The sequence below is a fragment of the Stenotrophomonas sp. B2 genome, assembly GCF_014947095.1.
GTDB lineage: Bacteria > Pseudomonadota > Gammaproteobacteria > Xanthomonadales > Xanthomonadaceae > Stenotrophomonas > Stenotrophomonas maltophilia_P.
This window is the reverse complement of sequence record NZ_JADCQA010000007.1, coordinates 165,691-183,244: the sequence shown is the minus strand read 5'-3', so window position 1 is coordinate 183,244 and position 17,554 is coordinate 165,691. Positions and strand designations below refer to the sequence as shown.

The window sequence follows — 17,554 nt, the reverse complement described above, 5'->3', positions numbered from 1 at the left end:
GATCGGTATCCAATGAGAGGAAAGAAGTCAGCACAGTCGTGCTCCCGCCGCGTCCAACGGCGAGACCCACGCGTCACTGTCGAAGCCCGCAGCCGCAAATGCCGCGCGGACCTGCCCTGCGGCAGCCTGCGCCTGCATCGCGTCCTCGAACCAGGCAAACACACTGGGACCGGCACCGGAAATACCCGCGCCCATTGCGCCCGCCGACAGCGCGGCGTCACGCGCTGCCTCGAATCCAGCGATCAGGCCGGCGCGGCGCGGCTCGATCAGCACATCGCGCAAGCCGGCACGCACCAGCGTGGCATCGCCGCGATGGCAACCGCTCAGGACCAGGGCCAGATTCGCGCTCTGGGCGACAAACTCGCGCAGCGCGTAACTGCCCTGCAGCGCCTGCCTTGCCCTGCGCGTTTCCAGCACGGCATGCGGATGCACCAGCAGGCTGTGCCAGCACGCAGGCACCGGTACCGGCACCACCCTGTCGGCGGTGCACAGCGCCAGCCCGCCCGCCAGCAACGGTCCGACGTTGTCGCCATGGCGACCGCCGCTGGCCACCGCTTCGCCGTCGAGCGCGTGCGGATACAGGGCGGCGCGTGGCAGCGGCGCATCCAGCAGCGCGTTGGCTGCAACCAGTGCCGCGACGCAGGATGCTGCTGAGCCACCCATGCCGGAGCCGAACGGAATGCCCTTGTCGATCTCCAGCTCGAACCCGTAGCCCAGGCCCAGGCCTTCGCGCAGTGACAGCAGTGCCGCGCCAGCCGTGTTGCCCGCTGCCTCCAGTGGAAGCTCGACCGCACTGCCACGGATCGCCGCGATACGCACCGCAGGCTCATCGATGCGGCGCACGCTGACCGTGTCGCCGATACCGGCGATGGCATGGCCCAGAATGTCGAACCCCACTGCCACATTGGCCACCGATGCCGGCGCGAATGCACGTGCGATCACAGGCGCGCCCCTTCACCGGCCGCCACCCGCAGCAGGTCGGCAAACACGCCTGCAGCAGTGACCTCCGGTCCCGCGCCGGGCCCCTGCACCACCAGCGGATTCTCACAGTAGCGGCGGGTACGGAACTGCACCACGTTGTCGGTCAGGCGCAGGTTGGCGAACGCGTGTGCCGCCGGCAGCTCGTGCAGACCCACCGACGCGCCGTCCGCGTCAAGCCTGGCCACATAGCGCAGCACTGCGCCGCGCTCGCGCGCGTCCTGCAGGCGTTGCTGCAGTGATGCATCAGACTCGCCCAGGCGGGCCATGAAGTCCTCGACGCTGCCTTCGCGAAGCAGCGCCGGCACCAGGCTTTCCACCTGCACCTGTTCAAGACTGAGTGCGTGGCCGGCCTCGCGCGCCAGGATCACCAGCTTGCGCGCGACATCCACGCCCGACAGGTCATCGCGGGGATCCGGCTCGGTGTAGCCCATCGAACGCGCCTGCGCCACCAGCGAGGAGAACGGCTGGCTGCCGTCGAAGCGGTTGAACAGCCAGGCCAGCGTGCCCGAGAAAATGCCTTCGATGGCCAGCACCTCGTCGCCGGTATCGACCAGGTCGCGCAGCGTGGTGATCACCGGCAGGCCGGCGCCCACCGTCGCCTCATAGCGGAAGCGCGCGCCGCTGGCAGCCGCCGCCGCACGGATCCGCTGGTAGCGCGACAGCGGGCCGGCGCCTGCCTGTTTGTTCGGGGTGACCACATGGATGCCCGCGGCCAGCCAATCGGCATAGCGCTCGGCGACCTCGCTGCTGCCACTGCAGTCGATCACCACCGCATGCGGCAGGTGCGCGGCCAGCAGGTGCTCGGTGAAGCGGTCGAGATCGCTGGCCTCACCGCCCGCCTGCAGCGCCTGCCGCCAGTCGGCATGCAGACCATCGGCCTCCAGCCGCATCCGCGAACGCGATGCCAGTGCACGCAGGCGCAGATCGACATTGGCCTTGGCCAGCAGCTGCGGGCGCGCCGCCAGCAACTGATCCAGCAGCGCGGCACCGACGTTGCCCGGCCCGATCACGCCCACCGCGAACGTCTGCGGCGACAACCAGAATCCGGCGTGGGCGGCGCGCAGCGCGCGCGTCGCGTCAGCGCTGTCCACGGCCACCGAGATGTTGCGCTCGGAGGAACCCTGGGCGATCGCCAGGATATTGACCTGCGCCCGGCCGAGCGCCTCGAACAGGCGCGCAGCCACACCGGGCTGGCCCGCCATGCCATCGCCCACCGCCGCCAGCACGCTGACCCCTTCGTGGACCTGCACGCGCTGCACCTGGCCAACCGACAGTTCATGGGCAAAGGCCTGCAGCAACGCTCCGCGGCCACGGCCCGCTTCGGCAGCCCGCACCACGCAGCAGATCGAGTGCTCCGAAGAACCCTGCGAGATCATCACCACCGACACCTGCGCCTGGCGCAACGCTGCGAATACGCGCTCGGCGGTGCCAGGCACGCCGATCAGGCCGGTCCCCTCGAGATTCAGCAGGGCCAGGTCGGGACTCAGCGTGAGCCCCTTCACCGGTCCGCGCGGCGAGCGCTCGGCGCTGATGCGCGTACCCGGATGGGCCGGCTGGAAGGTGTTGCGGATGAAGATCGGCAGCCCGAGCCGGATCGCCGGCGACATCGTCTGCGGGTGCACCACTTTCGCGCCGAAGTACGCCAGCTCGCAGGCTTCGTCGTAGCTCAGCGACTCGAGCTGCACCGCCTCCGGCACCAGTCGCGGGTCGGCCGACAGCACACCATCGACATCGGTCCAGATGTGCAGCTCGTCGGCATTGAACAGCGCGGCGAAGATCGCGCCGGAGTAGTCACTGCCGTTGCGGCCAAGCGTGGTGATGCGGTCGTTGCGGTCCCGGGCGACGAACCCGGTGGCGACCACGCGCGTCTGCGGATGCTGCAGGCGCCATTTCGCCAGACGGTCGGCGCTGGCCTCCCAGTCCACATCCACGCCCAGCTCGCCGTGGCCGACCACGAGCACGTCGCGTGCATCAAGAACGGCGCAGTCCTCGCCGCATGCGCGCAGGTACGTCCCCAGCAACTGCGCGGAGAACACCTCGCCCAGGCCCTGCATGCGGTCGAGCACTTCACGCGGCAACTCGCCGATCACGGTCAGCGCGGCCAGTACTTCGGACAGCTGCTCGAAACGCGCATCGATCCACTCCACGGTGTCGCCCACCTGTTCGCCGAGCAGGGCCACCGCGGCCCCACGATGGCGGGCACGCAACGCATGCCAGGCCTCGCGCCACCCCTCGTCTCCCCGCGCCGCAAGCTGGGCCAGTTCAATCAACGCATCGGTGACGCCCTTCATGGCCGAGACAACGGTGACCTGCTGCGATTCGGGGCGGGCCCGCAGCAGGCTGCCGACATGGCGGTAGCGCTCGGCGTCGGCCACCGAAGTGCCGCCGAACTTGTGCACGACCGTGGACGGCGCGGCCAGCTCGGCCGGGGCAACAGGAGGGGGGAGAACGTGGGAAGACATGCAGACCTCGGCAGGAGGCCCCGTCGCATGCAGGTGTCGAGTTTCCCCGCCACCTGGATGGTGCGGGGCCGTGGTTTTCGGGAGTTACACGAAGACGACGGGCCGCACCAGGGCAGTGGTGACGGTGGTGGTGGTAATGGTGGTGATGGCGACCGGTGCAGTCGGACGCCCCGCGATAGCGGGTGCAATCAGGCTGGCGGTGGCGGCATCAAGGACCATAGCGGACAGAAAACACTGTTCGCCCCGCTGCTGTCAAGTGCTGCAGCGCAAAAACTCCCTGCGCCGATCATCTGTCAACGTGCCGTCATTTGGTTGCAATTGAGACCAAGCGGCGATCATCCACTTTGAGAACGCCTTCAGCCGGCATGTTCGGCGATCGCACGCGGCGCACGGTGGGCGTGCGCGCACAGCATCACCCCGGCCACCAGGAACACGATCGCCAATGCCTCCAGCACGGTTGGCCAGCGCTGCTGCCAGGCAAATGCGTACAGCAGCGCGAACAGGGTTTCGAACACGATCATCTGCCCGGTCAGGGTCAGCGGCAGCAGACGGCTGGCACGGTTCCAGAATGCGTTGCCCACGATCGACGCCACGACCGCGACACCTGCGCTGATGGCCCAGAATGCGCCCCATTGTGCGGCCGTATGGCTGCCGGCGGACCCGGCGAAGGCCATCGGTACCAGCAGCAGGGACAACCCGCCGGTGGTGACACCCGTCAGCAACGACCAGTCATGGCTGGACAGATCCGGGCGCCGCGCCAGCCAGCGGCTGTTGCCGATCGAGTACAACGCCCACGAGAACAGTGCACCGAAGGCACACAGCAGGCCGATCAGGCGCTGCCGCCAGGGCGTCGCCAGGTGTTCGGACATCAGCGCCTCCCACCCCACCAGGGTCACGCCAAGCACGCACAGCGCCAGAGCCGGCAACAGCTGCTTCAGGGGCACCGCCCCCTGCTCGCGCACGCCCACCAGGGTCACCACGACCGGAATCAGGCCGACGATCAGCGAGGCCGCAGCGCCACCGGCCCACTGCACGGCCGTGGCCAGCAGCAGGAAGTACACCAGGTTGCCCGCCAGGCTCAGCCACAGCAGGCCGTACCATTCTGCGCGCCCCAGCCTCGGCGCCAGCCGCCTCCAGCGCGGCAGCAGCAGGATCACGGCGATGAGGCCATAGACCAGATAACGGCCGGCAGACAGCTGCAGGGCGTTGAACGTGTGCAGCACGGCAGGCGCCAGGAACACCACGCCCCACAGCGCGCCCGCGGCTACGCCATTGGCGATGCCCAGGACCATCGGATTGTTGCGCATTGCGGATTCTTCGGGGGAGAAGAGGCCGCGCAGTGTAGCCGCCCACCGGACGACCTCTCTTGACCCAGGCTATTGCTGTCCCGGCAGAGCCGGACGCACTCGGCGGCGTTCCCGCAGCGCCATGGATCAGAGGCTGCCCCGCCGCCAGGCCGCAGGGGTTACGCCGCTCTCCCGGCGCAGCGCTCGGGTCAATGCGCTCTGTTCGGAATACCCCGCGGCCAGCGCAATCTCGCTGATCGGCAGCGCACTGGTCCGCAGCTGGTGCTTGGCCCAGCGCAGGCGGCAGGCACTGACCCAGGCCTGCGGACTCAAGCCGAATTCGCGCTGGAACAACGCATGCAGCCGGCTTTCGCTGACGCCGACGAATGCCGCCATGCGCGCGACCGGCCAGGGCTGCCCCGGGTCGGCCTGTACCGCCGTGCACAGCCCCTGCATGCGCGCGCCACTGCCTGCCGGTGCAAACACCCTCAGCAAGGCAGGCAGCAGCAACGGCAGCGGCTGCCCCTGCCGCACCTCGGCCAGCCCCTGGCGCAGGGCCAGCGGCAGATGCAGCCACCGCTGCCTGCACAGGTGCTCCTGCGTGTCGTCGTCCAGAACATCCGGACCGCAATCAACGATCACGAAACCGTTCGGACCCTCCGCCATCTGGTCATGCGCCTCGCCGGCGGCCACGAATGCGCCCTGCAGAAGGTCCAGCCGGCCGCCCCCCCCTTCCAGCTCGAACTGCAGCTCGCCCTGCAGTGGCAGCACCCATTGCGCGTAGTCGTGGCGATCCAGGCCGGTGGCCTGGCCATAGTGCCGGAGGTGGAAAATGGCGCCCATTCGGCAAGTCTGCGCGCCTGACACCGGCGGTGCAATTGACTGCTATAGTCGGGCCGTCTATCCAGCAAGGAGTGCAGGTCATGGCATATCGACAGGTTTCCCTGGCTCTGGCCGCGAGCATCGGCCTGTCCCTTTCCGTCACCGCCAGCGGGCAGGAACGCCGGGCGCCGGCACCGCACTGCCTCGACGCCGTGGGCGTGCAGGAGGTGGAGCAGGCCTCGCCGCGCTCGATCGCCGTCCGTGCCGCTTCCGGCCAGGCCTATCGGATCGACTTCAGCGAAGACTGCCCGAACGTGCGTGCGGCCACCTCCCTGAAGCTGGAAGCGCCGGCAGGCTGGGCCTGCGGCCGCCCCAGCGAACGCGTTGTCGTGGACGGGCACAGCTGCGCGGTCAGCGCGGTCAGTCCAGTGCAGAACCGCGACTACGCCACTGTCGCCCGTGACAGTGACCGCCTGAGCACCGCGACCCTGCCTGCGGTGACCATCAGCGAGCGGCGCGAGCAGCGCCGCAGCTTCGGCGGATCGCCCTCCTACTGTTTCGCAACCCGCAACGTCCGTGCCTGGTCCTCCGATCAGCAGGGACTGCTGGTGGAGACCAATCCACGCCGCAATGGCGGCCACCGCTACTACCGCGTCGAACTGGGCGGCAGTTGCCGCCAGCTGGACCGCGCGCCTCAGGTCAGCTTCCAGTCCGGGCTGCAGAACGGCCTGATCTGCGGCAATCCCGGCGATCGCATCCTCAGTGCCGAGTTCGAGCCCGGCGACGAGCGCGGCCTGGGGCCGCTGCCGCTGTACACCCGCGGCAGCTGCCAGATCCAGGCGGTCTACCCGGCCGCGACCCAGGCGTCGAACTAGCTCCCGACACCGAGGAAGGTGAACGGTGCGCTGGGAACGAAATGCTCCAGCGCATCGCCGGAGAAGGTGTTGCGCTGGTCCTTGCCCAGGTCCAGCTTGAGCACCTTGCCACCGAAGTCGATCCTGTTGAGGTCCACCCAGAACGTATTCGGCGTCATCGCGGACTCGAAGAAGTACAGGCGTCGCTTGTGGTCGGCCACGGTGCGCCAACGCGTGGACGAGATATTGGGCTCGCCCGGCGTGGTGATTCCGTACGGCACCGAGACATTGCGGATCACACTGAACACACTGGCCAGTGCCACCACGGGGTCTTCCGCCTTGGGAATCGCATTGATGTAGAACGACGCGCGTGCAAAACGGTCGGCCGATCGGTTGGTGCCCGGCAGCATCACCGTGCCGCCGATCTGCTGCCAGTAGCTGTTGAGCGCAAGCTGATGCTCGAAGATGGGCGAATTCGTCATCACCTGGTAGCGGCGATCATGATGGATGACCTGACGGCCACCGATGTATTCCACGATCGCGCTGTCGCCGCTGGCATCGGACAGAGAGAGATGCAGGGTCGCCTGCCGGTCCTCGCCGGGCACCTTGTCGGTAACGATGGAGTACGGCTCACGCTGCAGCGCCGCCACGGCCTCTGCAACCGTCGCGAAATTATCCAGCACGTACTGCGCCCACAATGAAATGGCCAGGCCGGGCTTGCTGCCGCGCTGCTGCGGATACTCCGATTCCACCAGCCATAGCAGATTGGCGACCAGCCCCTTCTCGTTCATGCCATCGGTGGTCGACACGTCGTAGCCGGTGGCCACCACGCTGCCGTACCGTGCAGTCCATGCCAACGACTTCGGCCCGGCCTCGCCGGTCCGTGCAATTCCGCGCGGCAACACGTACAGGTTGGTCGCCACATCGACCTTCCAGTCCATCGACCGCGCCGTGATCACATCGCCGTTCTCACCCAGATAGACCGCACGTGTGCAGGCCAAGGCAGGCATTACAGCGCCTGCCAGGGCCGCCACCAGCAGCGCGGCCCCTGTGAGTTTCATCCGTACCATGTTGCCCCCTTCCATGCCCTGGAGGTCCAATCTCAGCGCATGCAGGGTGAGACAGCGGTGAAGCCCGGCGCCCCTGCCGCGACTCAGCCGGCGTGGAGCGCCGGCTGCACGATATCGGCGAGCAGGTCCACCGCCGTCGGCGCCGCGCGGTCGCCCTGCAGCGCACGGCTGAATCCGGCCCAGTCGCCCACCGTGAGTCCATGCAGCATGGACGCCTCCACCTGCAGGACACGCATCGCCCAATAGGGAAACTGGCGCTGGCCAAGCCTGCTGCGCGCCAGCTCGACGATGTCGGCATGGCTGCCGGCCTGCAGGATGCGCTCATACACCGAATCAATGCCATCCGGCGGCCCTTCGATGTACTGCAGGAAGCGCCCGCCATCATGCAGCAGCACCCCGGTCACGCCAGCCAGCTTGTTGAAACGGGCGGCGTCGTCCACCAGCGCCTGCAGGCGATCTGCGGAAAGATCCGGCAGCGCCTGGCTGACGTAGGCGATGGCTCGCAATGGCATAGCGCTTCCCTGGCAAGATGTGCAGCCACGGTAGCAGTTGCGGATGAGCCCGTCATAAGGCTGCGCCCCGCTTGCTGAAGAATTCAGGTTCAGGCCATGTCCGGTCCACCGCACCGCCGCGGCAGTGCTGCCTCCAGCACGACCTGCCCTGCGTCGTTGCGCGCGGTCAATCGACCGCCGTGAGCGCGCACGAACTGATCGACGATGTACAGCCCCAGGCCGAGGCCCTTGCTCTGGTGGAAGCTGGCCTTGAAGGGCTCGAACAGCCGCGGCAGCAGCGCCGCGTCGATGTGGCCGGCATTGCTGACCCGCAACACCACCCGCTGCGGATCACGCCCGTCCAGTTGGACATGTGCTTCGCCAGCATGCGTCAGTGCGTTGCCGATCAGATTCGATGCGACCTGCCCCAACCGGTCCATGTCGCCCTGCAGGACGGTATCGCCCTGCGCCTGGAAGCGGATCCGCTCGAGTCCGTGGGCACTGCCCGCCTCCGCAATGACCGCGCGGGCCAGGGCGTCGAGGTCGCAGGTCGTGGTCTGCAATCGCAGGCCGCCGCTGCGGATGCGCGAGAAGTCCAGCAGCTGCTCGACCATCCGTGCCATGCGCAGCGTGCTTGCTTCCAGGTGCTGCAATGTCTGCTGTGCAGCGGAATTGCCCGCAGGCAGTTCCAGGCTGAGCTTGTCCGCGCAGAGCAGGATGGCGGACAGCGGCGTCCGCAGGTCGTGGGTAAGCACCGCGGCCATGGTCTCGTTCAACTTCAGCGCGCGCTCCAGGGCTTCGTTGCGCACCTTCAGCAGCTGCCGCTGCTGGTACAGCTCGATGAACACATTGACCTTTCCGAGGATCACCTGCGGCGCCACCGGCTTGTGCAGGAAGTCCACCGCGCCGGTCTCGTATCCCTTGAACGCGCGCACCGGATCATCCGGCGACGCGGTGAGGAAGATGATCGGCACGTCGCGGCTGCGCAGCGAGCCCCGCATCAGTTCCGCCAGCGTGAAGCCGTCGATCTCGGGCATGTGCACATCCAGCAGCGCCAGCGCCACCTCGTGCTCAAGCAGCAGTTCAAGCGCCTGGGCGCCGGAGCTGGCCAGCAGCAGGTTGACCCCCTCGCGCTGCAGCAGTGCCTGCATGGCCACCAGGTTCTGTGCAACGTCATCGACGATCAACAGGTTGACCGGGGCCTGGGACTGCGCAGGGTCCGGTGGCAACAGGTTCATGAAAACAACTCCTTCAAGCGGCGACACATCAGTTCAAGGGGCAGCACCGCATCGGCGCCGGCATGCTGCAGGGCCGAGGCCGGCATCATCGAAGCTTCGGCCTCTTCGGGGCATTGCAGCCACGCGCGACCTCCCGCCTCGCGCACTGCCGCCACGCCCTCGGAGCCATCACTGCTGGCGCCGGTCAGCAGCAGTGCCAGCACGCGCGGACCAAACACCGCCGCGGCCGATTCAAACAGGGGGTCGATGGCCGGACGCGAATACAGCACAGGGGGATCGATCGACAGGGCAACCGAGGACCGGTCTTCCACCAGCAGGTGATAGTCCGGCGGCGCAAACGTCACCGTACCGCGCTCTATCGGCTGCTTGTCCTCCGCCTCGCGCACCGGCACCGCGCAATGCGGCGCCAGCACCTCGACGATGCGGCTGTTGCGGTCACGGGGCACATGCAGAACCACCAGCACCGGCACCGACAGGCCCGCCGGCAGCGCCTGCACGATGGCCTGCAGGGCAGCGACCCCGCCAGCGGATGCACCGACCACCATCACCTCCGGCAGACCGGCGTCATTCATCAGGCGACCTTCCGGTACAGCCGATGTTCGCGCGAACACACCTCGAACGCGTCGTGATGGCAACCGAACTGCAGCGACTCCTTGCTGCCCAGGCCGAGGAAGCCACGGTGCACGAGCGCCTCCCGGAACAGGCCCACGGCCCGGTCCTGCAGGTCCCGGTTGAAATAGATCAGTACATTCCGGCACGACACCAGGTGCACTTCGGAGAACACCGTATCCGTCGCCAGGCTGTGGTCGGCGAACATGATGTTGCGTCGCAGGTGACGGTCGAACACGGCCCCGTCATATGCCGTCGAATAGTAGTCCGACAACGACGCCCTGCCCCCCGCCGCCAGATAATTGCGGCTGAACTGCGCCAGGCGGTCGATCGGGTATGCGCCGGCCTCGGCGGTCACCAGGGCCCCGGGATTGATATCGGTGGCATAGACGATGCTGCGCTCCAGCAACCCTTCTTCGTGCAGCAGCACTGCCAACGACCACACCTCCTCGCCCGTGCTGCAGCCCGCCACCCACAGCTTCACCGAAGGATAGGTGCGCAGCACCGGCACCACCTGCTCGCGCAGGGTGCGGAAATATGCCGGGTCCCGGAACATTTCCGAGACCTGCACGGTGAAGAACTGCATCGCCTGCGTGAAAAGCTCCGGCTCGTGGAGCAGGCGATGCTGCAGGTCCGACAGCTTCTCGCACTCGTAGCGCTGCATGGCCTGGCGCATGCGCCGTCGCAGCGACGACACCGCGTAGCTGCGGAAGTCGTAGTGGTAGCGCTGATAGATCGCCTCCAGCAGCACCTTCAGCTCCAGGTCGAACAAGGCCTGCTCGTTCATTGACGCGAGCACCACACCCGGCACAACGAAACCAGCTTGTCGACATCGATCGGCTTGGCGATGTAGTCGTTGGCGCCGGCCTGCAGGCAACGCTCGCGGTCATCGGGCATGGCCTTTGCGGTCAACGCGATGATCGGGAGATCCTGCAGGTGGCGCTGCGCCCGGATCTCGCGCATCGCTGTCAGACCATCCTTCTCCGGCATCATGATGTCCATCAGCACCAGGTCCACCTCGCGCTGCGCCAGCCGATCGACCGCCTCCTGGCCGTTGCGCGCGATCTCGAGGTTGACGCCCAGCGGCTCGAGCACGCTCGACAGCGCGAAGATGTTGCGCACATCATCCTCGGCCAGCAGTACGGTGCGCCCATCAAGGATGGTGTCGCGCCGGCGCGCCTCGCGCAGCAGGCGCTGCTGATCGGTGGGCAGGCTCGCCTCCACGCTGTGCAGGAACAGGGTGACCTCGTCCAGCAGGCGCTCGGGAGAGCGCGCACCCTTGATGATGATGCTCTTGGAATAACGACGCAGCCGTTGTTCTTCCTCGCGGCTGAGCGCACGTCCGGTGTAGACGATCACCGGCGGGAAGCCGACGTCATCATTGCCGGCCATGTGTTCAAGCAGGTCGTAACCGCTGCCGTCCGGCAGGGAAAGATCCATCACCATGCAGTCGAACGTGACACTGCTGAGCTGCTCCAGCGCTGCGGCCAGTGTGCCGACGGCGACGATCTGCAGTTGATCACGCCCCAGCAGCAGCTCCAGGTTGCGCCTCAGTTCGCTGTCATCCTCGACGATCAGCAGGCGCCTGACATCGCGTTGGCTGGTCTGCTCGAGCTGCTCGATGGCCGCCGCCAGCCGCTCGCGCGTGGTCGGCTTGATCGCATAGCCGATCGCGCCCAGCTCACGGGCCACCTGGCTGCGGTCCATCGCCGAGACCACGTGCACGGGGATGTGCCGCGTGTCCGGGTTGCGCTTCAGACGCTCCAGCACGCTCAGACCTGACACGTCGGGCAGGCCGATGTCGAGCAGGATGCCGTTCGGCCTTAGTTCGGCAGCCAGCGCCAGCGCTTCCTCTGCCGTGCCGGCAACCACGCAGTCGAAGTCCAGTTCATGCGCCAGCACCACCAGCGCTTCGGCGAATGCCACGTCGTCCTCCACCGCCAGGATCAGGCGTCCCATGCGCTGCCGCCGGCCACGATCATCTGGAACGTGTGTGGCAGCTGCGGGCGGGGGCGCAGGTGCAGTCGGCGCCATCTGTGCAACCACTGGACGCGCTGCCGGAGTCGCCACGCGCGCGGGCTCCGCTCCCGGCTCCGGCGCGGACACGGGGGCGCCCTGCAGTGGAAGCTCCAGCACGAAACAGCTGCCACGCCCCGGTTCGCTGTCCACCTGGATTTCGCCGCCCATGCGGGCAGCCAGGTCGCGCGAGATCGACAGGCCCAACCCGGTGCCGCCATAGCGCCGGCGGGTGCTGCCATCAGCCTGGCGGAAAGCCTCGAAGATCACCTGCAACTGCTCGCGCGCGATGCCGATGCCCGTATCACAGACCTCGAAGCGGATGCGGCCACTGCCGCCGGGACGCACGTGCAGGCTGACCTTGCCGTGCTCGGTGAACTTCAGTGCATTGGCCAGAAGGTTCTTCAGAATCTGCTGCAGGCGCTGGCTGTCCACCACCAGCTGACCCGGCGCCAGCGCATCGGCGCTGATCTCCAGGGCAAGCCCCTTCTGCCGCGCGATCGGATCGAAGGTCTCGCGCAGCCGCTGCAGCGCGCTGTCGACGGCGACCACTTCATCGCTCAGTTCGACATGCCCGGCTTCGATGCGCGACAGGTCGAGAATGTCATTGATCAGCGCCAGCAGATCGTTGTTCGACGACAGGATTGCCCGTGCGTACTTCACCTGCTCTTCGGTGAGCGTACCGTCCTTGTTGTCGGCCAGCAGCTTGGCCAGGATCAACGAGCTGTTCAGCGGCGTACGCAGCTCGTGCGACATGTTGGCCAGGAACTCGGACTTGTAGCGCGACGTCGCCGCCAGCTCGTTGCTGTTGCGCACCAGCTGGCTCTGCGCAACCAGCAGCGCCTGCTTCTGCGCCTCCAGCTCGTGCGTACGCTCCTCGAGCTGTACGTTGCTCTGCTCCAGCTCGGCCTGCTGCTGTTCCAGATGGGTCTGCGACTGCAGCAGGCTGCGGCTCTGCTCCTCCAGCTCCTCGTTGGCCACGCGCAGTTCTTCCTGCTGGGCCTGCAGCTCCTCTCCCTGGCGCTGCGACTCCTCCAGCAGCACGACCAGCTGCGCGCGCAGCAGCGACGCCCGCAGGGCCATGCCGATGGTGTCGCCACAGCGCTCCAGCAGTTCGCGGTCCAGATCACGCTGTTCGCCGACGCTGGATCGACCCAGCTCGACGATGCCGACCACGGCACCGTCACTGGTGATCGGTGCAAGGATCCGCTCACGCACCGGAACCCGCCCCAGGCTGCTCTGGAGTTCAAGTACCGAGGCCTCATCGCCCTGCAGGTGGCGGGTGCGCAGGTCGCGCGCGACCTGTCCGGCCAGCCCCTCCTGCAGTGCCAGCGACGCCGGCATGCCGGCCGGCAACGCCAGTCCGCCCGTCAATTGCAGGCGGCCGCCCTCAAGCCGGTACACGGCGCCGACATCGGCCTGCAGCTGCGAGGCCAGGCTGGTCGCCGCCGCCTCGGCGATCTGCTCCGGCCCCAGGTCTCCCCGCAGGCTCATGGCCACGGCGTTCTCCGCCTCCTGCAGCCACAGGGCGCGCATGGCCTGCCGGCGCGCCTGGATGGCGCGGGACACGATCAGCGCGATCATCAGGAAGGCCGCACCGCCGATGGTGCGATTCACCAGCGAGAACGCCGAATTCGTGCTTGCCGGGGCAATGTGATAGCCCACCATCAGCAGCGCGCAGGCCAGCACCGCGACCACGAACGGTGCGCGTGCACTCCGCTGGAACACCGTCACGCCAACGGCCAGGAAGTAGGCCAGCCACACCGCATAACCCAGAGGCACGACAAGTTCCAACGCGATGGTTGCGGCCAGCAATGCCGCGGCAGTCATCCATATCCAGCGGTCGCGCGAGGTTGCACCGGGACGCATACGGGGCGATTCCAGAAGGCAAAGAAGTGCGTGATGGTACCCCGTGTCGTATTCAGCCGCATACGACCAATGGCACGGGCAATCCCTGCACACATCCTTCACACTGCAGTGCCTAGCTTTCCGGCCCTCACAGGGGTAATGCTCATTTCCACGTGGACGCACCCGCTTCTACGAGGTCCGCTCTGACGGACACTTCCCAACAGCTGCGCCTGCTGATAGACAGCGTGCGGGACCATGCGCTGTATCTGCTCGATCCCGAGGGCATCGTCTGCAGCTGGAACCCCGGGGCCGAACGCATCAAGGGGTATGCAGCCGACGAAGTCATCGGGACCCACTTCGGACGCTTCTACCTGCCAGCAGACCGCGACGCCGGCGAGCCGCAGCGGCTGCTCCGGCTGGCCGCGCAGCAGGGTCATTGCTCCGCCGAAGGCTGGCGCGTCCGTCGCGACGGCGCCTCGTTCCGCGCCAGCATCGTGATCGAGCCGGTGCTGGAGAACGGCGAACTGCTCGGCTACGTCAAGATTACCCGCGACATCACCGAACAATGGCAGGCGCAGCGCCTGCTGCGTGACGCACAGCGTGCACTCCGGCAGACCCAGCAGTTCGAGACGGTCGGCCGGCTGAGTCGTGGGCTCTCGCATGAATTCAACAATCTGTTGACCACCATCGGCAACGCACTGGATCTGCTGGCGCTGCGCGTGGGCAGTGATCCGCGGGCCCACGAACTGCTTTCCACTGCACAGACGGCGACCGACCGCGGCGCATTGTTGACCCGCCAGTTGCTTGCCTTCAGCACCGGGCAGACCCTGATCCGTGAACCGGTGGACGTCAACGAACTGATCGTCGAGTCCTTGCCGGGCCTGCGGCGCGCGCATGCCTCGGGTACACTGCTGGGCACGGAACTGGCTCACGATCTGCCGCCGGTGTGCACCGACGCGCTGCAGCTGCAGACCGCCCTGGCAAACCTGGTTGCGAACGCTGTCGAAGCCACGGCCGATGGCGGCCACGTGCTGATCGCCACCGCACTGGAGCATCGCCTTGATCCGGATGGAGAGGCTGGCCAGCAGCGCCGATACGTGACGGTGAGCGTGCGTGACCAGGGGCGTGGAATGCCCGTCGATGTGGCGGAACGCGCGACAGAGCCTTTCTTCACCACCAAGGACATCGGCAAAGGCAGCGGACTGGGCCTGAGCCAGGTGTTCGGATTCACCACCCAGAGCGGCGGCTTCGTCGATGTCTCCACCACGCCAGGCGTCGGCACCACAGTCAGCCTGCTGTTACCCGCACTAGAGGAACCCGCCCCATGACCGATGATCCGATCCGCGTGCTGATGGTGGAGGACCAGACCGACCTGCGCGAAATGATAGGGCTGGCCCTGCGCGATTTCGGCATCGACGTGGCGACCACGGCCGATGGTCATGAAGCAGTGGCCCTGCTGCGCGGCGATACCCGCTTCGACGTGGTGTTCAGCGACGTCAGCATGCCCAATGGCATGTCCGGCATTGAACTGAGCGAACACGTCGCGCGCGACCAGCCGCACGCCCGCATGATCCTCTCCTCCGGCTATGCGCGTTCGCAGCTGCCTCCCCTGCCCGAACAGGTCGAGTTCCTGCCCAAACCCTATCGGCTGCGGCAACTGGTGGAGCTGCTCAGGCAGGACTGAGCCTCGCCAAGTGCGTCAGGGGAGTTTTTCCCTGTCCGCACGCCTACTGCGGCCCCTGCGCCGACGGTGAACCCGGCTGCAGATTTCAAGAATTCCGAGCACGCAGGCGAACACCGCGGCCACTTTGCCAAGGGCGATCAGCAGGTGCATGGCGACTCCCGTCTGGACCGAAGGCGTGCAGGTGGCCGGGTACCCCTCCCGGCATTGGGGGCCACTGTAGGCCCGGCAAACCCATGCAGCCCGCAGACTGCTATGCGTTTCCGGCAAGAATCACCCGCGGACTCAGTCATCCAGAGAGTCGGCCTCGCCCGGTTTCCGGCTGATCCGCGATCTTCGCCAGCCGCCGTGGGAGCGGAAGTAGCCGGTGTCCCCGCTCACGGTATAGCGCAGCGCTGCCCACGCGGCAGCGACCAGGGAGGCCTGCCAGCCCCGCGCCTTGCGGAAGGCGTACTGGAAACGCCCCATCACCCGGCCGCCGGGGGGATGATCGGGAAGGCGCGGCGGCGTGCGCGTCCAGGGAAGACGGCATGGCCCCCCCGGCAGCCCAGGGGGACGGCGCCCGGTCCGACGCCAACGGACGTCACGGCATTGCGATTCATTCGGATCCTGCTGGTCATGGGGGAAGCGCTGCGCACGGCAGGCTCAAGGCCTGCCACGAGTCCCCCTGCCGACCCGTCACGCTGCAGTGAAACTGGGCGCTGAGCAGTTAGCCTTGTGTGAAAACGGCTTGCTTACCTGACTGGATGTTCAGGCTCCCCGCCCCTCTCGCGAACCCTCGGCCCTCACCAGAACGAAGTAAGGGCTGTCAAGAACGAGAGTCTTAACAGTTCATGCTGTATGGTCACTGCATTCGGCTTCTCTTCGGCGCGAAATTCCTCGCCTCCGTGTCCAGCCCCTGACCGGCAAGACACATGACCACTCCTGTTGCATTCCGGATCCTGCGGATCCGCCCTTTGCTGCGCCTGGATGCCACCATCGAACGGCTGGATTCCGTGCAGGCCAAGTGCAAGTCATGTGGGGACGAATCACGGATGTCGCATGGGTGCGGGCTCACCGATGTGCACGGGGGTGTGCAACTGAGGTGTCCCGCCTGCGGCTCGATCGATGTCTTGACGGCGGCGGATGCCTGGGGCCACTGGGTGCAGCAGATCAGGCACGATCGAATACTCGCACTCGCTGGCCTGTTGCCAGAGGACCTGGATCGCCCCTAGGTGGGCCTGGCGGAAGGCAGGCAAGGCCGCCGCACGCCCTTTTCCAACGCACTGTGGCGGGTGGCAAGCACGCCGCAGCGAAGACGGCACGCCGCAAGCAGAAGCGGTACCCGCCTGATCATCTGCGGGCAATTGACCGATGGTGACCCCGGCCCGATTCGAACGGGCGACCTTCCCCTTAGGAGGGGGACGCTCTATCCAGCTGAGCTACGGGGCCTTGCGCAAGCGGTAAAGCATACCGCGTCCAGCTGAATGGACCAAGCCACCGACGATCGCCGCGCCATCGGCGGCAGGTATGCTGGCCGCCCCCACATCAGTCCCACCGGATGTCCGAGTTCTGGCTTTTCCTCTCCAATTTGGGCGACAGCCGCTGGCTGCTGCCCATGGCCATGGTGCTGCTGCTGGCATTGCCGCGAAGCGAATCGTCCTTGAGGCGACGCTGGGCCGTCGCCATCGCCGTGACCGCCGGGCTGACAGTGGCGTCGAAGCTCGCATTCATGGGTTGGGGGATCGGCATCCGACGCCTGGACTTCACCGGCATTTCCGGGCACGCCGCGATGTCCAGCGTGGTGTACCCGGTAGCTCTATGGCTGACGGTGAGCACTGGCGAACGCCGGGACCTCCGCTGGTTCGCTGCTGGCTCTCTGCTGGCCGGTGCAATCGCGTATTCACGACTGCCTATTCAGGCACATTCGACATCGGAGGTCATCTCCGGCCTGGCTCTGGGCCTGGCTGCAAGCTGCGCGGCACTGGGGACATCGGTCGCCCACTCGCGGCCGAAAGTCCGGGTGCTGTTGCTGGCCTGCGTGACGGGGCTGGTGGTTCCGGCGGCCATTTCGGATCTTCGGACACACGATCTCATCAGGGACGCCGCCAAGCTGCTGTCGGGGCGAAGCAGCACGCATGAGCGGCATGACCTCGGGAACTGAACCCGGCGCTTGACACTGCGGGCCTTCCGCCGCAAGATTGGGGTGAAATTTTC

The 17,554-nt window shown here is 67.0% G+C and carries 15 protein-coding genes and 1 tRNA gene; 4 read left to right on the top strand and 12 right to left on the bottom strand.

Going from position 1 to position 17,554, the window contains the following annotated elements:
* Window positions 1–27 precede the first annotated feature (27 nt).
* The 4 genes from IMX13_RS10500 to IMX13_RS10485 all read right to left on the bottom strand — a co-directional run bounded on the left by IMX13_RS10500 (window position 28) and on the right by IMX13_RS10485 (window position 5,572).
* On the bottom strand, window positions 28–942 hold the full coding sequence (locus IMX13_RS10500) for a homoserine kinase (protein WP_193396313.1): 915 nt from the start codon (window positions 940–942) through the stop codon (window positions 28–30).
* Window positions 939–3,443, bottom strand: a complete 2,505-nt coding sequence (gene thrA, locus IMX13_RS10495; protein ID WP_193396312.1) for a bifunctional aspartate kinase/homoserine dehydrogenase I — start codon at window positions 3,441–3,443, stop codon at window positions 939–941. Before thrA ends, IMX13_RS10500 begins: the two co-directional genes overlap by 4 nt.
* Window positions 3,444–3,799: 356 nt before the next feature.
* On the bottom strand, window positions 3,800–4,750 hold the full coding sequence (locus IMX13_RS10490; RefSeq protein WP_065175576.1) for a DMT family transporter: 951 nt from the start codon (window positions 4,748–4,750) through the stop codon (window positions 3,800–3,802).
* A 126-nt stretch (window positions 4,751–4,876) separates the two neighbouring features.
* Window positions 4,877–5,572, bottom strand: coding sequence for an AraC family transcriptional regulator (locus tag IMX13_RS10485; protein WP_193396311.1), 696 nt, complete (start codon window positions 5,570–5,572; stop codon window positions 4,877–4,879).
* A gap of 80 nt (window positions 5,573–5,652) precedes the next feature.
* Between IMX13_RS10485 and IMX13_RS10480 the strand changes: the two genes are divergently transcribed.
* Complete coding sequence (locus tag IMX13_RS10480) at window positions 5,653–6,426, top strand: DUF6491 family protein (RefSeq protein WP_065175574.1); 774 nt, start codon at window positions 5,653–5,655, stop codon at window positions 6,424–6,426.
* Here IMX13_RS10480 and IMX13_RS10475 read toward each other — a convergent pair.
* From IMX13_RS10475 to IMX13_RS10450, 6 genes are all read right to left on the bottom strand, one after another.
* Window positions 6,423–7,475, bottom strand: coding sequence for a linear amide C-N hydrolase (locus IMX13_RS10475; RefSeq protein WP_193396354.1), 1,053 nt, complete (start codon window positions 7,473–7,475; stop codon window positions 6,423–6,425). The two genes, IMX13_RS10480 and IMX13_RS10475, sit on opposite strands and share 4 nt — an antisense overlap.
* 83 nt (window positions 7,476–7,558) lie before the next feature.
* A complete protein-coding gene (locus IMX13_RS10470; RefSeq protein ID WP_065182710.1) occupies window positions 7,559–7,987 on the bottom strand; it encodes a BLUF domain-containing protein in 429 nt (142 codons plus the stop codon).
* Between the two features lie 89 nt (window positions 7,988–8,076).
* Window positions 8,077–9,204, bottom strand: coding sequence for a hybrid sensor histidine kinase/response regulator (locus IMX13_RS10465; RefSeq protein ID WP_180875945.1), 1,128 nt, complete (start codon window positions 9,202–9,204; stop codon window positions 8,077–8,079).
* A complete protein-coding gene (locus IMX13_RS10460) occupies window positions 9,201–9,776 on the bottom strand; it encodes a chemotaxis protein CheB (protein WP_053516743.1) in 576 nt (191 codons plus the stop codon). Before IMX13_RS10460 ends, IMX13_RS10465 begins: the two co-directional genes overlap by 4 nt.
* Entirely contained in the window at window positions 9,776–10,600 is an 825-nt protein-coding gene (locus IMX13_RS10455; protein WP_193396310.1) for a CheR family methyltransferase, read from the bottom strand. Before IMX13_RS10455 ends, IMX13_RS10460 begins: the two co-directional genes overlap by 1 nt.
* A complete protein-coding gene (locus IMX13_RS10450) occupies window positions 10,597–13,698 on the bottom strand; it encodes a response regulator (RefSeq protein WP_128988639.1) in 3,102 nt (1,033 codons plus the stop codon). The genes IMX13_RS10455 and IMX13_RS10450 overlap by 4 nt, the downstream gene beginning before the upstream one ends.
* A gap of 152 nt (window positions 13,699–13,850) precedes the next feature.
* Here IMX13_RS10450 and IMX13_RS10445 point away from each other — a divergent pair, with 152 nt between their 5' ends.
* Both IMX13_RS10445 and IMX13_RS10440 read left to right on the top strand, forming a co-directional pair.
* A complete protein-coding gene (locus tag IMX13_RS10445; RefSeq protein WP_193396309.1) occupies window positions 13,851–15,005 on the top strand; it encodes a PAS domain-containing sensor histidine kinase in 1,155 nt (384 codons plus the stop codon).
* Window positions 15,002–15,361 carry a response regulator gene (locus IMX13_RS10440; protein WP_053516753.1) on the top strand — a complete coding sequence of 120 codons (360 nt, stop codon included), beginning with the start codon at window positions 15,002–15,004 and terminating at the stop codon, window positions 15,359–15,361. Before IMX13_RS10445 ends, IMX13_RS10440 begins: the two co-directional genes overlap by 4 nt.
* A 282-nt stretch (window positions 15,362–15,643) precedes the next feature.
* Here IMX13_RS10440 and IMX13_RS10435 read toward each other — a convergent pair whose 3' ends face one another.
* Window positions 15,644–15,826: a hypothetical protein gene (locus IMX13_RS10435; protein WP_053516755.1), complete on the bottom strand. Its 183-nt coding sequence runs from the start codon at window positions 15,824–15,826 to the stop codon at window positions 15,644–15,646.
* A gap of 886 nt (window positions 15,827–16,712) precedes the next feature.
* Window positions 16,713–16,789, bottom strand: a tRNA-Arg gene (locus IMX13_RS10430).
* Between the two features lie 109 nt (window positions 16,790–16,898).
* On the opposite strand from IMX13_RS10430, the gene IMX13_RS10425 reads away from it, so the two are divergent.
* Complete coding sequence (locus tag IMX13_RS10425) at window positions 16,899–17,501, top strand: phosphatase PAP2 family protein (protein WP_193396308.1); 603 nt, start codon at window positions 16,899–16,901, stop codon at window positions 17,499–17,501.
* The last annotated feature ends 53 nt before the right edge of the window (window positions 17,502–17,554 follow it).

Excerpts from the sequence above, each read along its gene's own strand:
- thrA (WP_193396312.1), bottom strand. The coding sequence starts at position 3,443 with ATGTCTTCCCACGTTCTCCCCCCTCCTGTTGCCCCGGCCGAGCTGGCC.
- IMX13_RS10455 (WP_193396310.1), bottom strand. The coding sequence starts at position 10,600 with ATGAACGAGCAGGCCTTGTTCGACCTGGAGCTGAAGGTGCTGCTGGAG.
- IMX13_RS10435 (WP_053516755.1), bottom strand. The coding sequence starts at position 15,826 with ATGGGGCGTTTCCAGTACGCCTTCCGCAAGGCGCGGGGCTGGCAGGCC.
- IMX13_RS10465 (WP_180875945.1), bottom strand. The coding sequence starts at position 9,204 with ATGAACCTGTTGCCACCGGACCCTGCGCAGTCCCAGGCCCCGGTCAAC.
- IMX13_RS10470 (WP_065182710.1), bottom strand. The coding sequence starts at position 7,987 with ATGCCATTGCGAGCCATCGCCTACGTCAGCCAGGCGCTGCCGGATCTT.
- IMX13_RS10460 (WP_053516743.1), bottom strand. The coding sequence starts at position 9,776 with ATGAATGACGCCGGTCTGCCGGAGGTGATGGTGGTCGGTGCATCCGCT.
- IMX13_RS10485 (WP_193396311.1), bottom strand. The coding sequence starts at position 5,572 with ATGGGCGCCATTTTCCACCTCCGGCACTATGGCCAGGCCACCGGCCTG.
- IMX13_RS10440 (WP_053516753.1), top strand. The coding sequence starts at position 15,002 with ATGACCGATGATCCGATCCGCGTGCTGATGGTGGAGGACCAGACCGAC.
- IMX13_RS10425 (WP_193396308.1), top strand. The coding sequence starts at position 16,899 with ATGTCCGAGTTCTGGCTTTTCCTCTCCAATTTGGGCGACAGCCGCTGG.
- IMX13_RS10490 (WP_065175576.1), bottom strand. The coding sequence starts at position 4,750 with ATGCGCAACAATCCGATGGTCCTGGGCATCGCCAATGGCGTAGCCGCG.
- IMX13_RS10450 (WP_128988639.1), bottom strand. The coding sequence starts at position 13,698 with ATGCGTCCCGGTGCAACCTCGCGCGACCGCTGGATATGGATGACTGCC.
- IMX13_RS10475 (WP_193396354.1), bottom strand. The coding sequence starts at position 7,475 with ATGGTACGGATGAAACTCACAGGGGCCGCGCTGCTGGTGGCGGCCCTG.
- IMX13_RS10480 (WP_065175574.1), top strand. The coding sequence starts at position 5,653 with ATGGCATATCGACAGGTTTCCCTGGCTCTGGCCGCGAGCATCGGCCTG.